General features: G+C 67.1%; 17 protein-coding genes. 6 read left to right on the top strand and 11 right to left on the bottom strand.

Annotation, left to right across the window (positions count from 1 at the left end; genetic code table 11):
* Position 1: 1 nt before the first annotated feature.
* From ACE3SN_RS01020 to ACE3SN_RS00975, 10 genes are read right to left on the bottom strand one after another with little or no spacing between them, the layout of a single operon-like run.
* Positions 2-901 (bottom strand): FliM/FliN family flagellar motor switch protein, encoded by a 900-nt coding sequence (locus tag ACE3SN_RS01020; RefSeq protein ID WP_374526876.1) that lies wholly within the window; start codon positions 899-901, stop codon positions 2-4.
* A complete protein-coding gene (gene fliL, locus ACE3SN_RS01015) occupies positions 898-1,488 on the bottom strand; it encodes a flagellar basal body-associated protein FliL (RefSeq protein WP_374526875.1) in 591 nt (196 codons plus the stop codon). The genes ACE3SN_RS01020 and fliL overlap by 4 nt, the downstream gene beginning before the upstream one ends.
* 29 nt (positions 1,489-1,517) lie before the next feature.
* Positions 1,518-2,786 (bottom strand): hypothetical protein, encoded by a 1,269-nt coding sequence (locus ACE3SN_RS01010; protein WP_374526874.1) that lies wholly within the window; start codon positions 2,784-2,786, stop codon positions 1,518-1,520.
* Positions 2,787-2,820: 34 nt separating this feature from the next.
* Positions 2,821-3,246, bottom strand: a complete 426-nt coding sequence (locus ACE3SN_RS01005) for a hypothetical protein (RefSeq protein WP_374526873.1) — start codon at positions 3,244-3,246, stop codon at positions 2,821-2,823.
* Positions 3,236-4,567, bottom strand: coding sequence for a FliI/YscN family ATPase (locus ACE3SN_RS01000; protein ID WP_374526872.1), 1,332 nt, complete (start codon positions 4,565-4,567; stop codon positions 3,236-3,238). Before ACE3SN_RS01000 ends, ACE3SN_RS01005 begins: the two co-directional genes overlap by 11 nt.
* Positions 4,561-5,160 carry a FliH/SctL family protein gene (locus ACE3SN_RS00995; protein ID WP_374526871.1) on the bottom strand — a complete coding sequence of 200 codons (600 nt, stop codon included), beginning with the start codon at positions 5,158-5,160 and terminating at the stop codon, positions 4,561-4,563. The genes ACE3SN_RS01000 and ACE3SN_RS00995 overlap by 7 nt, the downstream gene beginning before the upstream one ends.
* Positions 5,153-6,178 carry a flagellar motor switch protein FliG gene (fliG, locus tag ACE3SN_RS00990; protein ID WP_374526870.1) on the bottom strand — a complete coding sequence of 342 codons (1,026 nt, stop codon included), beginning with the start codon at positions 6,176-6,178 and terminating at the stop codon, positions 5,153-5,155. The genes ACE3SN_RS00995 and fliG overlap by 8 nt, the downstream gene beginning before the upstream one ends.
* Entirely contained in the window at positions 6,175-7,800 is a 1,626-nt protein-coding gene (gene fliF, locus ACE3SN_RS00985; RefSeq protein ID WP_374526869.1) for a flagellar basal-body MS-ring/collar protein FliF, read from the bottom strand. The genes fliG and fliF overlap by 4 nt, the downstream gene beginning before the upstream one ends.
* A 3-nt stretch (positions 7,801-7,803) precedes the next feature.
* Positions 7,804-8,184: a flagellar hook-basal body complex protein FliE gene (gene fliE, locus ACE3SN_RS00980; RefSeq protein ID WP_374526868.1), complete on the bottom strand. Its 381-nt coding sequence runs from the start codon at positions 8,182-8,184 to the stop codon at positions 7,804-7,806.
* Positions 8,181-9,449, bottom strand: coding sequence for a sigma-54 interaction domain-containing protein (locus tag ACE3SN_RS00975; RefSeq protein ID WP_374526867.1), 1,269 nt, complete (start codon positions 9,447-9,449; stop codon positions 8,181-8,183). Before ACE3SN_RS00975 ends, fliE begins: the two co-directional genes overlap by 4 nt.
* Before the next feature lie 233 nt (positions 9,450-9,682).
* Here ACE3SN_RS00975 and ACE3SN_RS00970 point away from each other — a divergent pair, with 233 nt between their 5' ends.
* Positions 9,683-10,507: a flagellin gene (locus tag ACE3SN_RS00970; RefSeq protein WP_374526866.1), complete on the top strand. Its 825-nt coding sequence runs from the start codon at positions 9,683-9,685 to the stop codon at positions 10,505-10,507.
* A 256-nt stretch (positions 10,508-10,763) separates the two neighbouring features.
* Here the strand turns inward: ACE3SN_RS00970 and ACE3SN_RS00965 are convergent, their stop codons facing one another.
* Positions 10,764-11,792 (bottom strand): chemotaxis protein CheB, encoded by a 1,029-nt coding sequence (locus ACE3SN_RS00965; RefSeq protein WP_374526865.1) that lies wholly within the window; start codon positions 11,790-11,792, stop codon positions 10,764-10,766.
* Between the two features lie 303 nt (positions 11,793-12,095).
* Between ACE3SN_RS00965 and ACE3SN_RS00960 the strand changes: the two genes are divergently transcribed.
* Genes ACE3SN_RS00960 through ACE3SN_RS00940 form a run of 5 tightly spaced genes read left to right on the top strand, consistent with a single transcriptional unit; the run spans position 12,096 to position 16,956 of the window.
* Complete coding sequence (locus ACE3SN_RS00960; protein ID WP_374526864.1) at positions 12,096-12,356, top strand: STAS domain-containing protein; 261 nt, start codon at positions 12,096-12,098, stop codon at positions 12,354-12,356.
* Positions 12,353-14,512 carry a chemotaxis protein CheA gene (locus ACE3SN_RS00955; protein WP_374526863.1) on the top strand — a complete coding sequence of 720 codons (2,160 nt, stop codon included), beginning with the start codon at positions 12,353-12,355 and terminating at the stop codon, positions 14,510-14,512. Before ACE3SN_RS00960 ends, ACE3SN_RS00955 begins: the two co-directional genes overlap by 4 nt.
* Positions 14,512-15,378 carry a protein-glutamate O-methyltransferase CheR gene (locus ACE3SN_RS00950; protein ID WP_374526862.1) on the top strand — a complete coding sequence of 289 codons (867 nt, stop codon included), beginning with the start codon at positions 14,512-14,514 and terminating at the stop codon, positions 15,376-15,378. The genes ACE3SN_RS00955 and ACE3SN_RS00950 overlap by 1 nt, the downstream gene beginning before the upstream one ends.
* Complete coding sequence (locus tag ACE3SN_RS00945) at positions 15,375-16,400, top strand: chemotaxis response regulator protein-glutamate methylesterase (RefSeq protein WP_374526861.1); 1,026 nt, start codon at positions 15,375-15,377, stop codon at positions 16,398-16,400. The genes ACE3SN_RS00950 and ACE3SN_RS00945 overlap by 4 nt, the downstream gene beginning before the upstream one ends.
* A gap of 1 nt (position 16,401) precedes the next feature.
* Positions 16,402-16,956: a chemotaxis protein CheD gene (locus ACE3SN_RS00940; RefSeq protein WP_374526860.1), complete on the top strand. Its 555-nt coding sequence runs from the start codon at positions 16,402-16,404 to the stop codon at positions 16,954-16,956.
* Positions 16,957-16,960 lie beyond the last annotated feature (4 nt).

The raw sequence follows: 16,960 nt of genomic DNA, 5'->3' as shown, positions 1-16,960 counted from the left end.
TTCAGGCAATCTGGGTAAGTTTGATGGCGACGCGGTCATCCTGGGTGCCGACAGTGCCGTGGGCGATCACGGTGTCGCCCACGCGCACCGGCACGGCGCGCGCGACGGCGACGGGCAGGACGGTGCCGGGTTCAAGCGTCGAAATGGCCGAGAGCGGCACGGTCATGTCGACCAGCAGCGCGCTGAGCAACAAGGGCAAGTCAGCAAAGGGTGCAGCCGCAGGATCGGCATTGCGGCTGCCGGCAGAGCGGGGGAGGGCGGGGCGGCCTTCGTGGCCGAGCAGGTCGGCAAGGTGCTCCTGCGAAACCGCCACAGTCACGCGCCACGGCGCGCGGCCGCTTTCCGCGACTTCGGCCTTGAGCACGAACAGCGGCGTAGCAGGATCGAAGGCGGCCAGCTCGGCCAGCTTGGCCTCGCGCCGGATCGGTCGCACTGCAGCCGGATCCGGGCTGCCCAGCGCGCGGGCGATCTGCGCGGCAACCAGTGCTTCAAGCCGCTGGATCAGCAACTGGGCGGACATTGGAAAGTCTTCGGGAAGCAGCACCGGTGCCTCGCCTTTGCCGCCGAATGCGCGGTCGACCATGCGCAGCACGGCATAGCCATCGAGCGAGACCAGCAGCGGAATATCGTGGCTACCGGCGGCGAGCAGACTGTTGGCCGCGATCTCGTCGAACAGGCCAAGCAGGCTCGACATGGCCATTTCCTGCGGGGCAATCGCGGTGACGCGCGGTGCATCACCGCCCAGCAGGCCGGCCAGCGCCGGGCCAAGCAGCTTGGCCAGCTGCTCACCGACGCGGGTCAGCATCGGCAGCAATTCCGCCGGATCGGGCCCCTGACGCAGCAGCTCGGCGCAGTGCTGCGCCGCCGAGCGTTCGGCAATGAATTCGCGCTGGGGTTTCACTGGACCAGGAAGCTCTTGAAGTAGACTTCGTCGACGCCGCCAAAGCCCTCGGTGTTGGTCAGGACCTTGTTGATCGCGGCGGTCAGGCGCTTTTGCAGGCGCTGCTTGCCTTCGGGTGTGAAGGCGTCTTCCTCGGGCGTATCGGCCAGCACGACCAGGATCTCGCTGCGGATCGCCAGTTCGTGCTTCTTGAGCCACATCAGCACGCGGCCGTCGCGGCGGGTGGAGCAGGCCAGGCTGATCTGCACCAGCGCGCTCGAATTCTTGAGGTTCGAGGTGAAGTCCTCGGTGAAGTTGTAATAGCTGGTCTTGTACTCGCTACCGCCTTCGCCATCGACTTCGGCCGGGCCTTCGCCTTCCTTGCCTTCGGCCTTGGGGGCATAGGGATCTTCTTCGCCCTTGCGCACCAGCTTGGGCGTGTTGTCTTCCTTCTTGGCTTGCTCCTTGCCGCCACCGATCATGCCGGACTGGACCAGCGCGAAAGTGCCGCCGCCGCCCGCCGCGATCAGCGCGACGCCGCCAACGGCTTTGACCAGCATACCCTTGCCCTTCTTGGGCTTGGCTACCTTGTCCTTCTTGTCACTCATTCGGGAAACCCCCTCGGTCTAATTCAAAATCAGGCAAAAATGCCGCTGGTTGCGGAGCGGTGCGCGGCAGTGGATGCGCGCGGCGAAGGATTTTCGCGCGTTGCGGAGCGATCCTGGTGTTGCGAAGTGGAAGCGCCTCCGCCCTGTGAGGAGCCGCCTCCGCTGGCGGCCGCCTGACCCTGCTGGCGGGGCTGCGAACCGCCGCTCTGCTGGCCGCTGGCGTCGGCCGAGGTGGCCGACGCTGGCGGCGGCATCGCGGCGCTGGCGGCGCGCGCGAAATCGGGGTTGGCGCTCGCCATGGTGACGCTGAGGCCATTGTCGTCCTGATTGAAACGCACGTGGACTGCGCCGAATTCCGCCGTGGCCAGCGCGACCGAAACCGTGTGCGGCTGGGCTGCCTCGCGCGCGGCCACCAGACTATCGACCAGCGCGGTGAAATCATGCGGACGACTGGCGGGCTGGGCCAGCGGCGCGGCAGCAAGTGGCACACTGCCCGGAGCAGCGGGGTGAGAAGCATTCGCCAGTGGCGCGCCCAGCAGCGTGGTGGTGTCGGTGCCAGGCGATGCCGCGGCTTCGTTCGTTGCCGTGGCCACCGGGTTAAGCTTCAGCCGCGCGGTCACCCCGCCCGGCAGCGCAGGAGCGGCGGACGGTTCGAGCGCGGCGAGCGAGGCGGCCAGTGCGGGCGGTGCGGTGCGATCCAGTTCAAGCACCGGAAGTTGCGGCTGGCCCTGCGGCTCAGCCTGAGCTTCGGCTTTGGGCTGTGCGGCAAGGGCCGCGGGCAAAGGCATCGCTGGAGTAGCTATGCCCTTGGGTGCCGCGCTTGCCGTGCTTGGCGCCTCGGTCGGAGCTGCGGCAGCGGCCTGAGCGGAAAGCGGCGGCAGGGCATTGATGATATTGAGCAGGGGTTCCGGAGAAAGATTCGCCGGCGCATCTGTTTCGCTGTCTTCGGGCTTGGCGGGCCGCGCTTCGGGCCGAATGGCTGCTGCCTGCCTGGGCAGGTTGGCGGCGCGGCGCAGCAGGGCGACCTGCGCCTTGCCCGGCAAGGGCTGCGGCAAGCCCTCCGGCAAGATCTTGCCGCCTTCCGGCAAAACGGCAAGGTCCTGCAATTGGGCCTCCATCGGCTCAGGCACCATGGCGATCGCGACGGGACTGCCCATCGTCGGCGTCGAGGGCGTGGTTTCACTTGCAAGAATTGCGCTGAAATCCGCCGTTTCCGCGCCATCCCCCGGCTGACCCTGCACGGTCTCGGTTGCGGAGACGGTGGCAGGGGAGGCAGTCAGGGCGGAAACTTGGATCATCGGCAGGTTCCTTCGCGAACGGGTTCACCGTTAACTATTCAAGAGCCGTGCCAACTTGCCTTTTTGCCCCCAGCGCCTGCGGTGCTTTGCGCTGGATGAGGGCGCGTTCCTCCACCTTGGCGCGGTCTTCCACGGCGGCGCGGCGGCGCTCGGCCTGGGCGAGTTCCTGCTGGCGCACGTCGGCCACGCGCCGCGCGGTGGCGGCGTCCCCGGCGGTGGCAGTCGAAATCCCATCGAGCCCGGCCACAAAGGTGCCGAGCTGGCGCAGTTCCAGCCCGTCGCGCATGGCGGTGCGGCCCCGGTAATCGTCGGCCATGCGGCGGGTTCGATCCGCCAGGGCCTCGAGCTGGGCAAGCGTACCCTCGGCCCGCGCGGCTTCGAGCGCGGCGCTTTGCTTGGCGATGGCGCGGACCTTTTCGAGCCGCTGCAGCCGTTTCAGCCGAGCAGCTTCAGGCCGCATTGCCGAGGAGGCCGATCAGGGCGGCGATCGATTCCGGCAGCGTCACGGTCGAACGGGCGGGTTGGCACAGGAAATCGGTCAGTGCGCCGTGCATGGCGATGGCGCGATCCAGCTGCGGATCGGCACCGGCGCGGTAGGCGCCCATCAGAACAAGATCGCGGTTCGCCTCGTAACTGGCTGTCAGAGCGCGAAATTCACGGGCCAGAGCGGCGTGTCCTGGCTCGACGATATCGGCCATCACGCGGCTAAGCGAGGCGGCGATGTCGATCGCGGGATATTGCCCGCGCTGGGCCAGCTCGCGGCTAAGCACGACGTGGCCATCGAGGATCGAGCGGGCGGTATCGACCACCGGATCGTCCTGGTTGTCGCCGTCCGCGAGCACGGTGTAGAGCCCGGTGATCGAGCCGCCGCTGGCCGCAGAGTTGCCCGCGCGTTCGACCAGCTTGGTGATCGTAGCAAGGGCAGAGGGGGGATAGCCGCGCGCCGCTCCCGGTTCGCCCAGCAGTAGGGCGATTTCGCGCCCGGCGTGGGCGACGCGGGTCAGGCTGTCCATGATCAGCAGCACCTGCCGTCCCTGGGCGCGGAAATGTTCGGCCAGCGAGGTGGCCAGCATCGCGCCGCGCAGGCGCAGGTTGGGCGCATGGTCGGCCGGCACGGCGACCACGGCGGTGCGTGCGCGGCGGCTCCCGGCCATGTGGCGCTCGACGAAGTCGGATACTTCGCGCGCGCGCTCGCCGATCAGGCCCACGATCACGATTTCGGCTTCGGCCCCGGTCGCGATCATGTCGAGCAGGACCGACTTGCCCACCCCCGATCCGGCCATGATCCCGATCCGCTGGCCTATGCCAAAGGTGGTCAGCGCGTTGAGCGCACGCACCCCGGTATCGAAGCATTCGCGCACCGGGCTGCGATCGAGCGCGGAAGTGCGCAGGCCGCCCGCAGGCCACGAATTGTGTGCATGGAGCGGCCCCAATCCGTCGATCGGCAACCCTTCGCCATCGACCGCGCGGCCCAGGAATGCCTCGCCCACCGGGAGCATCCCGGGCCGTCCCTCCGCGCGCACGCGCGCGCCGGGCCGCAGCATCACCGTATCGCCGAGCAGCATCATCAGCGTGCGGCCGTTGCGGAAGCCGATGACTTCGGCAGTCAGCGATGCGGCCCGGCCATGTTCGACCTTGCACAATGCGCCGACTGGCGCGGAGAGGCCCGACACTTCGAGCAGGCCGCCGTCGCATGCGGTCAGCAGGCCATAGCGGCCGGGCGACAGATCGATGTACGCGCCTGCCAATTCATCCAGCAGCGGATCGAACAGCCTCAACACTGGGTCAGCGCCTCGGCAATCGCGCGGCGCCAGTGGACTGGGCCGTCCTCGACCCCGCCGCTCTGGGATTCGATCCGCAACGCGCCGCGTTCAAGTGCCGGATCGGCCAGAACTTCAAGGTCTTGCGGGAGTAATTTGCCGACCAGCTTGATGTCGTCGGGGTGCAGCCGCAGCAGCCGCTCGTCCTCGGCACGCGCCAGCATTGCGGCGGCGCGTTCGACGCGCAGCGCGAGCGCCGCCTTGTCGAGCGCCAGCGGCGCGACCGCCGCTTCGCACAGCGCCTCGACCGTGGCGAGCAGACGTTGGCGCAACTGTTCGGTCAGCTCTGCGTCGAGCCGTTCGAACGACAGCTCGATGCGCGCACGCATGGCATCGTCGGCCTCGGCCTGGGCTGCCGCCTCGGCCAATGCCTCGGCGCGCCCGGCCGCGTGACCATCGGCCCAGGCGAGGGCGATGGGGTCGGCGGGTTCCGCTTCCGGTGCGCCTGGCGTGGGCAGGATCGCCGCCGCAGTCGCCCCCCCAAAGCGCGGATCGTCCAGAAAGCCGGTTCCGCGCGCCAGTTGCGATAGCTCGGCCAGAGCCACTCTAGACATATTCGTCGTCTCCGCCCCCGACGCCGAACTGGATCACGCCATCGGCGGCAAGGCGGCGGGCCGCGGCGACGATGGCCTTTTGGGCTTCGAGCACATCGGCCATCCTGAGCCGCCCGCGCCCGGCAATTTCATCGCGCACGCCGTCTGCGGCGCGGCTCGACATCGCGCGGAAGAATACGCTGCGCTGCTCTTCGGTAATGCCCTTCAGCGCGTTGATCAGCGTATCGCTTTCGACCTCGCGCAGGAGCGCACCCATCGCCTGCGGATCGAGCACGAAGAGGTGTTCGAACTTGAACATTTCCGCCTCGATCTGGCGGGCCAGGTTTTTGTCGATCCGGCCGATTTCCGGCATGATCCGCTTTTCCGCGGCCTTGCCGGCATTGTTGATGATGTCGGCCGCTTCGCGCGCACCGCCCATCTGCAGCATCGCGCGGCCGTGGCTCTCGCCAATCCGGCGGTCGAGCAGTTCCTCGAGCATGGCGATGGCCTCGCTCGAGATCGGCCCGAGCGTTGCGACGCGGTGGACCACCTGGGTCTGCTGATCGGCCGGCAAGGAATGGAGCACTTCGGCCGCGACTTCGGGCTGCAGCTGAACCAGCAGCACGGCAATAGCCTGGGGATGTTCGTCCTTGATCAGCGGTATCAGCGCGGTCGGCGTAAGCCAGCGGGCAAGCTCGATCGCGGGGCCAGTCTCTTCGCCCTGCGGCAGAATCCGCTGCATCAGGCTTTCCGCCTTCACATCGCCGACCGCGCGATTCATCAGCGATCGCACGTGCTGAGTGCGGCCACGGGCGGTGATTCCCTGGCGGTCGGTGCTCTTGACGAAGCCGGCAATGGCCTGGGTGATCAGTTCGGGTCCGATCTCGCCCAGTGAGCACATTTTCTCGCCCAGCAGCTGAAGTTCTTCGGGGCCAAGCTGAGCGAGGATCGCGGCGGCCTGCCCCTCTTCGAGCAGCATCACCATAACCGCGGCGCGCTCGGCATCGCCAAGCGTCAGGGTGGTGGACAGGTCGGTCACTGCGCCGCCTCCTCTGCCGGGCTGGCGAGCATCTGGCGCAGTGCGTGCAGCGCATCCTCGGGCTTTTCTTCAACGATGCGCTGGGCCAGGCTGACCTGGCGCCCAAGCAACGCTGCATCGACCGCGCCGGTTAACGGATTGGCCGGTGTCGGGATTGGCTCGCCATCTTCGCCGATCAGCGCGGCTTCGCTTGCCGCAGCGGGCTCGCGTTTCAGTGCGCGGATCAACGGGCGCACGCCGAGGAGGAGCACGAGCAGCACCGCGAGCAGCGCCACACCGCTGCGCAGGGCCATCGCGAACCAGGTGGTTTCATAAAACGGCATGCTCTGGTCGGCCGTGGCATCGAAGGGCCGCAGGATCACCGTGACCTGGTCGCCTCGCTGCGGATCGGCGCCGGTCGCGGCGGCGACGAGCTGCTTGATCTGGTCGATTTCCTGCGGCTTTGCCTTTGCCATTGCGGCCTGGCTGATCGCCACCGCCACCGACAGCCGCTTGATCTTGCCGGGTGTAGAGTTGGCGACGGCCACCTCGCGGTTGAGCTCGTAGTTGCGGGTCGCGCTCGATTCCCCGTTGACCGGCGCCGGAGCCCCGGTTGCCGGGGGCGTGCCCTGCGGCGGGCCAGGCTGGGCAGTGGTGGCCGGCGGCGGGGTGTTCGATTGCGCCCCTGGCACACCGATCGCCTGGGGTGCGCCGGTCGTCTGCGACTGCTGCTGCGTTTCGGAGCGGATCACGCCGTCCTTGTCATAGGTTTCGCGCGCGGAGGTGACCTGGTCCATGTCGAGTTCGACCTGGATCTCGCTGCTGAAATTTCCGGCACCGAGCATCGGGGTGAGCAAGGCGTCGACCTGTCCGCGCAGCTTGTCTTCCATCCGCCCCTGCAGTTCGAGCCGGTCACCGTCTGCGCTGATCTTCTGGGAGAGCAGGCGGCCGTGCTGGTCGACCACCTTGACCGCATCGGGTGACATGCCTGGCACCGATCCGGCGACGAGATTGACGATGGCCGAGACCTGGTTCTCACCCAGCTGGCGGCCACCGGCCATGCGCACCATGACCGAGGCGGTCGGCGGGGAATCGTCGCGCACGAAGACCGACTTGCTGGCCTGGGCAAGGTGCACCCTGACGGATTCCACCCCGTCGATTTCCTGGATCGTGCGCTGCAGCTCCTGCTCGCGTGCGGCGCGGAGCCGCTCGCCTTCGAGCGTACGGCTGGCGCCCAGCGGCAAAGTCTCAAGTGAACTTGAGGTATCCGGAGAGGCCAGCGCGCCATCCGAGGCGACCAGCATCCGGGCGCGGTAGAGGTCGTCCTCGTTGACGCTGAGGCTGCCGGTCTCATTGTTGATCTGATAGGGAATCCCGGCCTTGTCGAGCGAGCTGACGACGCTCGCGCGGTCGGCATCGCCAAGCTCGGAATACAAGGTGCGCTGCGGCGCGGGGGACAGCACCGACCAGGTCAGCGCCAGTGCGCCAAGGCCGCCGACCCCCAGGAACCAGGGCAGGGCGCGCTTGACGGCCGGCTGGTCCGCAAGTCCTCTCAGGCGTTCGAGCGGGTTTCCGGTCATTGCATTACTGGCAGCCAGCGGAACGGGCGGCGGCCCTTCGGCGGCGGGAACAAGCTCAGCCATTTATCAAACCCCCATCCGCATGATGTCCTGGTAGGCCGAGAGCAGGCGATTGCGCACCTGCATGGTCGCTTCGAAGGCAACACCGGCTTCCTGGCGCGCCAGCATGACCTGGGCGACATCGGTGACCTCGCCGCGTTCGTAGGCGGCCGACAGGCCCTCGGCGCGGCTCTGGGCGGCCGAGACGCCATCGAGCGCGGATTTGAGTGCCCCGGTAAAGCCCTCGCCCGGCCCGTTGGGCGCGACCGGGGCATCCGGCGCGCCGGTCGAGGCGGTGTGGACCTGCTGGAGCAGCTGCGAGCGATCGAGGATCTGCTGGCGCATCGCCATGATCTGCTGGAGCGAGCCGCCGCCCCCAGGGCCGCCAATCCCGCCGACGCCGCTCATCGCCGGGCTCCGGCGACAGCGGTGCGATCAACCGGGATACCGGCGTCGCGGAAAGCGGCAAGGCGATAGCGCAGGGTGCGCTCGGAAATGCCGAGTTGGCGCGCGGCGGCCACCCGGCTGCCGCCACAGGCGTTCAAGGTTTCGATGATCGCGCGGGCTTCGGACAGCTGGACAATGTTCGAAAGCTTTTGCTGGGCGGGCTCTTCGAACGCTGGCGTTTCGGTGGCAACCAGCCGGGCCGGCTGATCGAACACGATATGCGCGGGCAGGATTTCCGGCTTGCCATCGGCCAGCAGCAGCGCGCGGCGCATCACGTTTTCCAGTTCGCGCACGTTGCCCGGCCAGCTGTGCAGCTTGAGCATGGTCAGCGCCGCATCCGAAATCCAGGGCAGGGCCTTGCCCGGCGCAGAGTGGCGCAGCAGCATGGAGAAGGCGAGGGGGGCCACGTCCTCAACGCGTTCGCGCAGCGGGCTGAGCGAAAGCGGGAAGACGTTGAGGCGGTAGTAGAGGTCGGCGCGGAAGCGGCCTTCGGCAACTTCGGTCGGTAGATCGCGGTTGGCGCAAGCGATTACCCGCACGTCGACCTTGACCGGCTGGGTCGAGCCGATCGGCACCACTTCGCCTTCCTGCAGCGCGCGCAGCAGCTTGGCCTGAAGGCCCAGCGGCATTTCCGCGATCTCGTCGAGCAGCAGCGTGCCGCCGTCGGCCGCGCGGAAGAAGCCTTCGCTGGCCTGGGTCGCACCGGTAAAGGCGCCCTTCTGGTGACCGAACAGCAGGGCCTCGAGCATCGCCTCGGGCATCGCGGCACAGTTGATCGCGACGAACGGGCCATCCTTGCGCGGGCTGCCGGCGTGGATGAAGCGGCTCAGCACTTCCTTGCCGGTGCCGGTCGGACCGTTGATCAGGACGGGGATTTCGCTTGCCGCAAGGCGCTCCGCCAGGGCCAGGACCGAGAGGCTTTCGGGATCGGCGGCAACCGGCATGCCCGGCTGCGCCAGGGCGGCAACCAGAGCGCCCAGCGCGGCGTCGCTGGTGGGGTCGGTGTAGCTCAGGGTAAAGCGGCCGCGCACATCGCCGCGCCGCAGTTCGTTTACAGATCCGCGCTCCAGGTTAACGCAGGGGCCGGGTCCCGGTGCGATCGGCTCGCCTGCTCCGCGCACTTGCGGCGCAGCCCCTGCGAACGTGGTTCCAACGATGGCCGAAGCACGTTGCACCAACGGCGCGTTATTTCTTGCGACTCCTTCGCTGTAGCCCAGAATCGTCATTGCGTGGTCCCCTGATTAACCATGTCTCGTGGGGATATTTGTGCGCAGAACGTCAAAGGGTTCGGAAATTTAAGGCCTCGCGCAAACCCTTAGGCAAAATCGTGCCGTCGGGCGGCACCGTTTTGCCGCCTACCCTTAAACTCCGCGGGAAACTGCCGCTCTAGACCCTGCAAGCCGCGGCGGATGGTCCGACACGGCAAGCAACTCGGGACTATCCACGGGAGTATTTTTTCATGGCTGTTATCAACACCAACATCAGCGCGATCAAGGCCGCGAACGCCTCGAACTCGGCCAGCAAGATGCTGGGCACCGCAATGGAACGCCTGTCGACCGGCAAGCGCATCAACGGTGCCAAGGACGATGCCGCGGGCCTCGCCATCTCCACGACCATGACCTCGCAGGTGCGCGGCATGAGCCAGGGCATCCGCAACGCCAACGACGGCATCAGCCTGGCGCAGACCGCCGAAGGCGCGCTGTCGGAAGTCAGCAACATGCTGCAGCGCGTGCGCGAGCTGGCCGTCCAGTCCTCGTCGGGCACCTACCAGACCTCGGACCGCACCTATATGCAGTCGGAAGTGACCGCGCTGACCCAGCAGATCGGCGACGTGCTCGGCAACACCAAGTTCAACGGCAACGCCCTGTTTTCGACGACTGCCGGCACCGACAAGACTTTTGACATCCAGGTCGGCGCTGAAAACGGCGATACCGTGACGCTGACCTCGAGCGCGATCGACGGCACGAACATCTCGGCCACCGCGCTTGACGTGACTTCGGCCACCGCGGCCAGCACCACGATCGACAACGTCGATCTGGCCCTTGCCGACGTCAACGCGAGCCGCGCCGGTCTTGGTGCAGGTCAGAACCGCCTTGAGTCGGCGGTCAATAACCTGACCAACAACGTCACCAACCTGTCGGACGCGCGTTCGCGTATCGAAGACGCCGACTATTCGTCGGAAACGACCGCGATGGCCAAGGCCCAGATCCTCTCGCAGGCTTCGACCGCGATGATCGCCCAGGCCAACCAGAGCCAGCAGAACGTCCTCTCGCTGCTGCGCTAAGGCGTGACGCACTGAAATTGCCTGTCCCTTCCAGGCACGGCCCGGCGGTTCCCCTGACCGCCGGGCCCTTTGCGTTGGTTGGAACTGGCAGCGGGTGGACCGACGCGCACACCGCCCTTGCCCCGGACTCGATCCGGAGTGACGTTGGGACGGGACGATGGCGAGGCGTGCCGTGTCGTGCAAGTCCCGCGCAGACCAAGAAAAAGGGGCCGATGGCAAGCCACCGACCCCACAAGGCAGGGGGGAGAAAAGCGGTTCAGCTCTGGTTGCAGGCTGACAGCGCGGCTTCGGCCAGGGCTTCGAGCGCAAGTTCGTGCTGGACCGCGCCAGCCGCGATCGCGGCGGCGGGGGCTTCGGCCACGGTCGCACTGGCGCGGTCCTGGGCAAAGGTGTGGCAGCCGGCATCGCGCATCAGCTTGAGGCCCTTGGCACCGTCCTCGCCCATGCCGGTTAGCACTGCCCCAACGGCAGGGACCCCTGAGCGGGCGATCGTGCCGAACAATAGGGTGGCGGAAGGCCGCGCGCCATCGACCAGATCGCGCTCGACCAGTCGCAGCTTGGGCGGACTGCCAGGTTCGAAGACCGCGTGCTTGGCTGGATCGGACGCGATGTAAACATGGCCCGGCGTAAGCTGCGCGCCATCCTTGGCCGCACGGACCGAGCAGCGCAATTCCCCATCGAGCTTGGCGATGAAGGTTTGCACCAGCGCCGGTTCGGCATTGAGCGTGATCACCGTCGGCGGACACTTTTCGGGATAGCCGGCAAGCAGCGTGGCAAGCGCATCGAAGCCGCCCATCGAGGCGGCGAAGGCGGCAAAGTGGCCGTTCCACGTGAAGGGCTTTTCATCGGTCGCGGTAACGACCGGGGCCCGGCGGTGCCTGACGTTGCTGTTGGCCGCCGCAAGCACGATCTTGCCGAGCTTGCCGACGGTCTTGTTGAACTGTTCGGGCGTGGCCTTGAGCGGTTTGGGGAAACATTCCACCGCGCCCAGTTCATAGGCTTTTAGCGAAGTCTCGGTACCGCTCTGGGTAAGGCTGGAAAGCATCACCACCGGCAGCGGGTTGGTGGTCATGATTTCCTCGAGAAACTCGATCCCGCTCATCCCCGGCATTTCGACGTCCAGCGTCACCACGTTGGGACGCAGCAGCGGGATCTGTTCGCGCGCTTCGGCAGCGTTCGCGGCGGTACCGACAACCTGGATGTTGCGGGTCTGCTCCAGCACATCGGCGAACAGCGCGCGCATCGCGGCCGAATCGTCAACCACCAGAACCTTGGCTTCGTTCATCAGATTTCCTTGTCTTTGCAAAGTCTTGCTTGGCGGGCTGGAACCGGACAGGCGAGTTCGAACGCCAGCATATGGAGCGCGGTCAAGTTTCTGGTTGCGCAGGCTTAGGCATTGCCACCTAGCCACCCCGCCGCCGACCGCCGGGATCCGCGCGGCCAAGGTCGATAACGATGCCTTGGTTCGGTGCCGATCCGGCAAGCTACCTAATACGGCGGAAATCCTGAATTTGCACAGTGCGCTTAGGTGCTTGGACAGTGCCGATCAGTCCGATCCGGGATCCCGCCGAGCGAAGGAAAGAACCGAATGCCTGCAATCATCCTTCCCGAACGCTGCGATCGGGCCGCTGCCGAAGCGTTGGCGCCCGAACTGGCCGCGATGCTTGGCGGCGGGCGCATCGACATCGATGGCAGCGGCGTGCGCCAGATCGGACAGGCCGTGCTGCAATTGTTGGTCAGTGCGCGGCGCTGGGGCGAGGGCGCGCGGATTACGGCATCGGATGCCCTGCGCGAGGCCGCGGTGCTGTGCGGACTCGAGGCTGTGCTGTTCGAGGGAGACGCGGCATGACGCAGGAGGAAATCCTCGCCATCTTCTTTGCCGAGTGCGAGGAATCGCTAGAAGCCGCCGAAAATGGCCTCGCAGCCTGCCGTGACGGGACGCAGGATTCCGACACCGTCAACGCCGTGTTTCGCGGCGTCCATTCGATCAAGGGCGGGGCGGGGGCCTTCGGCTTCTCCGCGCTCCAGGCCTTCACGCATACCTTCGAAACGCTGTTGTCCGATGTGCGCGATGGCAAGATTACGCTCGGCGATCCGCTGATCCAGCTGATGCTGCGTGCGCTCGATGTGCTGAGCGACCATGTGCGCGCCGCGCACGAAGGCTCGGCCGCGCCCGACGACAGGGCGTTGCTCGCCGAACTGACCGCCGCGCAGACCGGCGGCGGAGTGCACAATGTGGCGGCCCTTGCTCCCGATCCGGTTGCGGTTGCCAACAGCGAGCCTGCGTCTGCCTTAAGCGATGCGGAAGCGGACCTCGGGTTCGACCTCGATCTCGATGCCTTGCTCGACGATATTGCCGCAGCCGTGCCGGCCGCGCAGAATCCTCACTGGACGCTGCGGCTGCGGCCCCATGCCGGGGCGATGGCCAATGGCGGCGAGCCGCTGCTCTTGCTGCGCGAACTTGCCGGACTCGGCGCGACGTGCAGCGATTGCGATGTGTCTGCCGTTCCACCGCTCGACGAAATCGACCCGTGTCAGGGCTATCTCGGCTGGACCTTCACTGTTCCGGCCGGGGTCGAGGAAAGCGACGTCACAGAAGTGTTCGATTTCGTCGGCGACGATGTCGGCCTGGCCATTGGCGAAGGCGGCGCCATGCCCGACCTGCGCATCACGCCGCGCGCCGCGCCAAAGCCCGCCCCCGCGCCGGTTGCTGCCGCCGCTCCTGCTGCTGCTGCGCCAGCGCTGGCGGCTGCCGCGAACCCGGCACCGGTCGCCGCGCCAAGCGAGGCCGCGCCGCCTGCACCGCCCAGCGCCGCGCAGTCGATCCGGATTGATCTCGTCAAGCTCGACCGGCTGATCGACACGGTCGGCGAACTGGTCATCGCGCAGGCCATGCTGGCCCAGCGCCTTGGCAACGAGGGCATGGGCACCAGCGAGGAGCTGGTCATGCTTGAAGGGCTGACCCGCGAAATCCAGGAAAGCGCCATGGCGATCCGCGCCCAGCCGATCGGCTCGGTGTTCAGCCGCGTGCCCCGGATCCTGCGCGAACTGGCCTCAAGCACCGGCAAGCACGTGAAGCTGGAAGTATCGGGCGAGGCGACCGAACTCGACAAGACCGTGATCGAGCGGCTTGGCGAACCGCTGACCCACCTGATCCGCAATGCCGTCGACCACGGGATCGAGGATGCCGAGGCCCGCCTTGCCGCCGGCAAGAGCGCCGAGGGCACGCTGCGCCTGTCGGCCGAGCACCGCTCGGGCCGGATCCTCATCAAGATTGCCGACGATGGCAAGGGGATCGACCGTGCCAGGGTGCTGGCCAAGGCGGTCGAGAAGGGGCTGGTTGCCCCCGATGCCCAGCTGTCCAAGGAAGAGATCGACGCGCTGATCTTTGCCCCCGGCTTTTCCACCGCGCAGACCGTCTCGAACATCTCCGGGCGCGGCGTGGGCATGGATGTGGTGCGCCAGAATGTGAAGGACCTGGGCGGACGGATCACGATTGAATCGGTCGAGGGCCAAGGCACGGTCTTCACGCTCACCCTGCCGCTGACGCTGGCGATTTCCGACGGGATGATCGTGACCGTGGGCGACCAGATGCTGGTCGTGCCGCTGACCCACGTGGTCGAAAGCCTGCGTCCGCAGCCGGGCGAAGTGCAGGGCCTTGGCGTCAGCTGTTCGATGCTCAACGTGCGCGGCAAGTTCATCCCGATCGTGCCGGTCGGCGATGTGATTACGGCGCGTGGCGCGGTTGATGATCCGGCGCGCGGCGTGCTGATCGTGGTCGATACCGAAAGCACCGGTCAGGCCGCGCTCTTGGTCGACAACATCTGCGACCAGCGCCAGTTCGTGATCAAGAGCCTCGATACTCATTACCGCGCCGTCGAAGGCGTGGCCGGGGCGACGATCCTGGGTGACGGCCGCGTCGCGCTGATCCTCGACATCGACGGGCTGGTGGCCCGTTCCTGCCAGACGGGGGCGGTTGTCGCACCGCAGCGGGAAGCCGCCTGATGGTCGATGCCGCCTTCCTCGAAGATCTGCCCGGGATCAGCCCAGCCGTCTATGGCACGGCCGATTTCGATGCGATCGCCAGGCTCGTCTACGACGAGGCGGGGATCGTGCTGGCGCGGGGCAAGGCGATGCTGGTCTATTCCCGGATCGCGCCGCTGGTGCGCAATTCGGGCTGCGCGACCTTTTCGGCCTATCTCGAGCAGGTTCGCGCCGACCCGGCCGAGCGAATGCGCACGGTGACGGCGCTGACCACCAATCATACCTTTTTCTACCGCGAGGAGCACCACTTCGCCCATTTTGCGGCCGAAGTGCGCCCCGACATGGTGCGCCGGCTGGAAGCTGGCCAGCCGGTGCGGATGTGGTCAGCGGGCTGTTCCAGCGGTGAGGAAACCTGGTCGCTGGTGATGACGCTGCTGGGCTCTGATCTGGCCGAAGGACGCCGCATCGCCGGGCGCGACGTGCTGGTTCTGGCTAGCGATATTGCCCCCCACGCCCTGACCAAGGCCGAGGCCGCGCGCTATGAGGCCAAGGATCTCGCCCCAGTCCCCGCCGCGCTGGTCCAGAACTGGACCCGCAGCGACGGCAGCCATGCCGAAATCGGCGGCGAGGCACGCCGGATCGTGCGGTTCCGTTCGCTCAACCTGCAGGGCGAATGGCCGATGCGCGGCCGCTTCGACGTGATCTTCTGCCGTAACGTGATGATCTATTTCGATCTGCCCACAAAAGAGCGGCTGATCCAGCGCTTCACCCAGCTGATTGCCCCCGGCGGGCACCTTTACATCGGCCACAGCGAACGGGCGACCGGCCCTGCTGCAGCAGAGCTCGAACTGATCGGGCCGACCATTTACCGGAGGAGGAATTCTTGAGCATCCGCGTCCTCATCATCGACGATTCCGCGACGATGCGCGCGCTGCTTGCGGCGCGGCTTGCGTCCGAGCACGACATCGAAGTCGTCGGCACCGCCGCCGATGCCGCGCAGGGGCGCGAGGCGATCAAGCGGCTCGATCCCGATGTGGTCACGCTCGACATCGAAATGCCGGGGATGAACGGGCTCGATTTCCTTGAAAAGATCATGCTGCTGCGCCCGACGCCGGTGATCATCGTTTCCGGTTCGACCAGCGAAGGCGCCGCCAACACGGCCCGCGCGCTCGCGCTGGGGGCGGTCGACTGCTACGCCAAGTCGGAAAGCACCGGCGGTCTGCCGATGGATGACAACGGCAAGCTCGCTAACCTCGTGCGCGAGGCGGCGCAGGTCAATTTCTCGGCACGGCGCGGCGCTCCGGCGCGCACGGCGGCGACGACCCGCGCCGTGCTGGCGCGCGATACCAAGCTGATCGTGATAGGCTCTTCGACCGGCGGGGTGGAAGCCTTGCAGGTGATGCTGCGCGAATTTCCCGCCGATTGCCCGCCGACGATGATCGTCCAGCACGTCAACGCCCGCTTTGCGCCAGCGATTGCCCAGACGCTCAATAGCGAAAGCCCGGCCCACGTCGCGATTGCCGAGCCGGACATGCCGCTGCGCCGCGGCCACGTCTACCTTGCGCCGGGCGACGATCGGCACATGATGGTCAGTGGCAAGAGCAGTTTCCACGTCAAGCTGCGGCCCGGTGAGCCGGTCAGCGGGCACCGGCCCAGCGTCGACATGCTGTTCAACTCCGCGGCCGAGGTCTGCGGCGACAGCGCGGTGGGCGTGCTGCTGACGGGCATGGGCCAGGACGGTGCGCGCGGCCTGTTCGCGATGGCCAGCACCGGGGCCTATACGATCGCCCAGGACGAGGCGACCTGCACCGTCTTCGGAATGCCGCGCGCGGCGATCGCGCTGGGGGCCGCACAGGTCGTCGCCCCGCTCCACCGCATCGCCCGCCACGCGTTGCAGAAGGCGGCCTGAGATGTTCGAAAAACCGGTCATCAACGGGCCGCCGCTGACGCGGCTCACGATCATGCAGGGGCAAGCCCGCGTCAGTGCCGGGCCGCGCGTGGAATTCTCCACCGTTCTGGGCAGCTGTGTTGCCACCTGCCTCTACGATCCCGCGATCGAACTGGGCGGCATGAACCACTTCCTGCTTGCCCAGCCCGTCGCGACCCGCAGCGTAAGCGAGGCTGACGAACACTATGGGGTCTACCTGATGGAAGTGCTGATCAACGAAATGCTCGCGCACGGCGCATCGAAGGCAAACCTGCGCGCGCACCTTTACGGCGGGGCCAACCTGCATTCCGGCATGGCCCGGATCGGCACGATGAATGCCGACTTCGCGCGGTCGTTCCTTGCCCGTGAAGGCATTCCGCTGGTTCGCGAAGACCTTGGCGGCGTGAATGCCCGCCGCGTCGATTTCCGCCCTGCTTCGGGGCAAGTCCGCTGCCGCACGGTCGAGCCCGCGCTCGCCCCGGCGATTGAGCCCGCTCCGCGCCCGCAGATGGCCTGCGGCGATGTCGAACTGTTCTGAAATA

Origin of the sequence: Novosphingobium sp., assembly GCF_041915465.1 — a bacterium.
Classification (GTDB): Bacteria; Pseudomonadota; Alphaproteobacteria; order Sphingomonadales; family Sphingomonadaceae; genus Novosphingobium.
The sequence above is the reverse complement of the archived record's forward strand: the minus strand, read 5'-3'. Positions and strand labels throughout refer to the sequence as shown.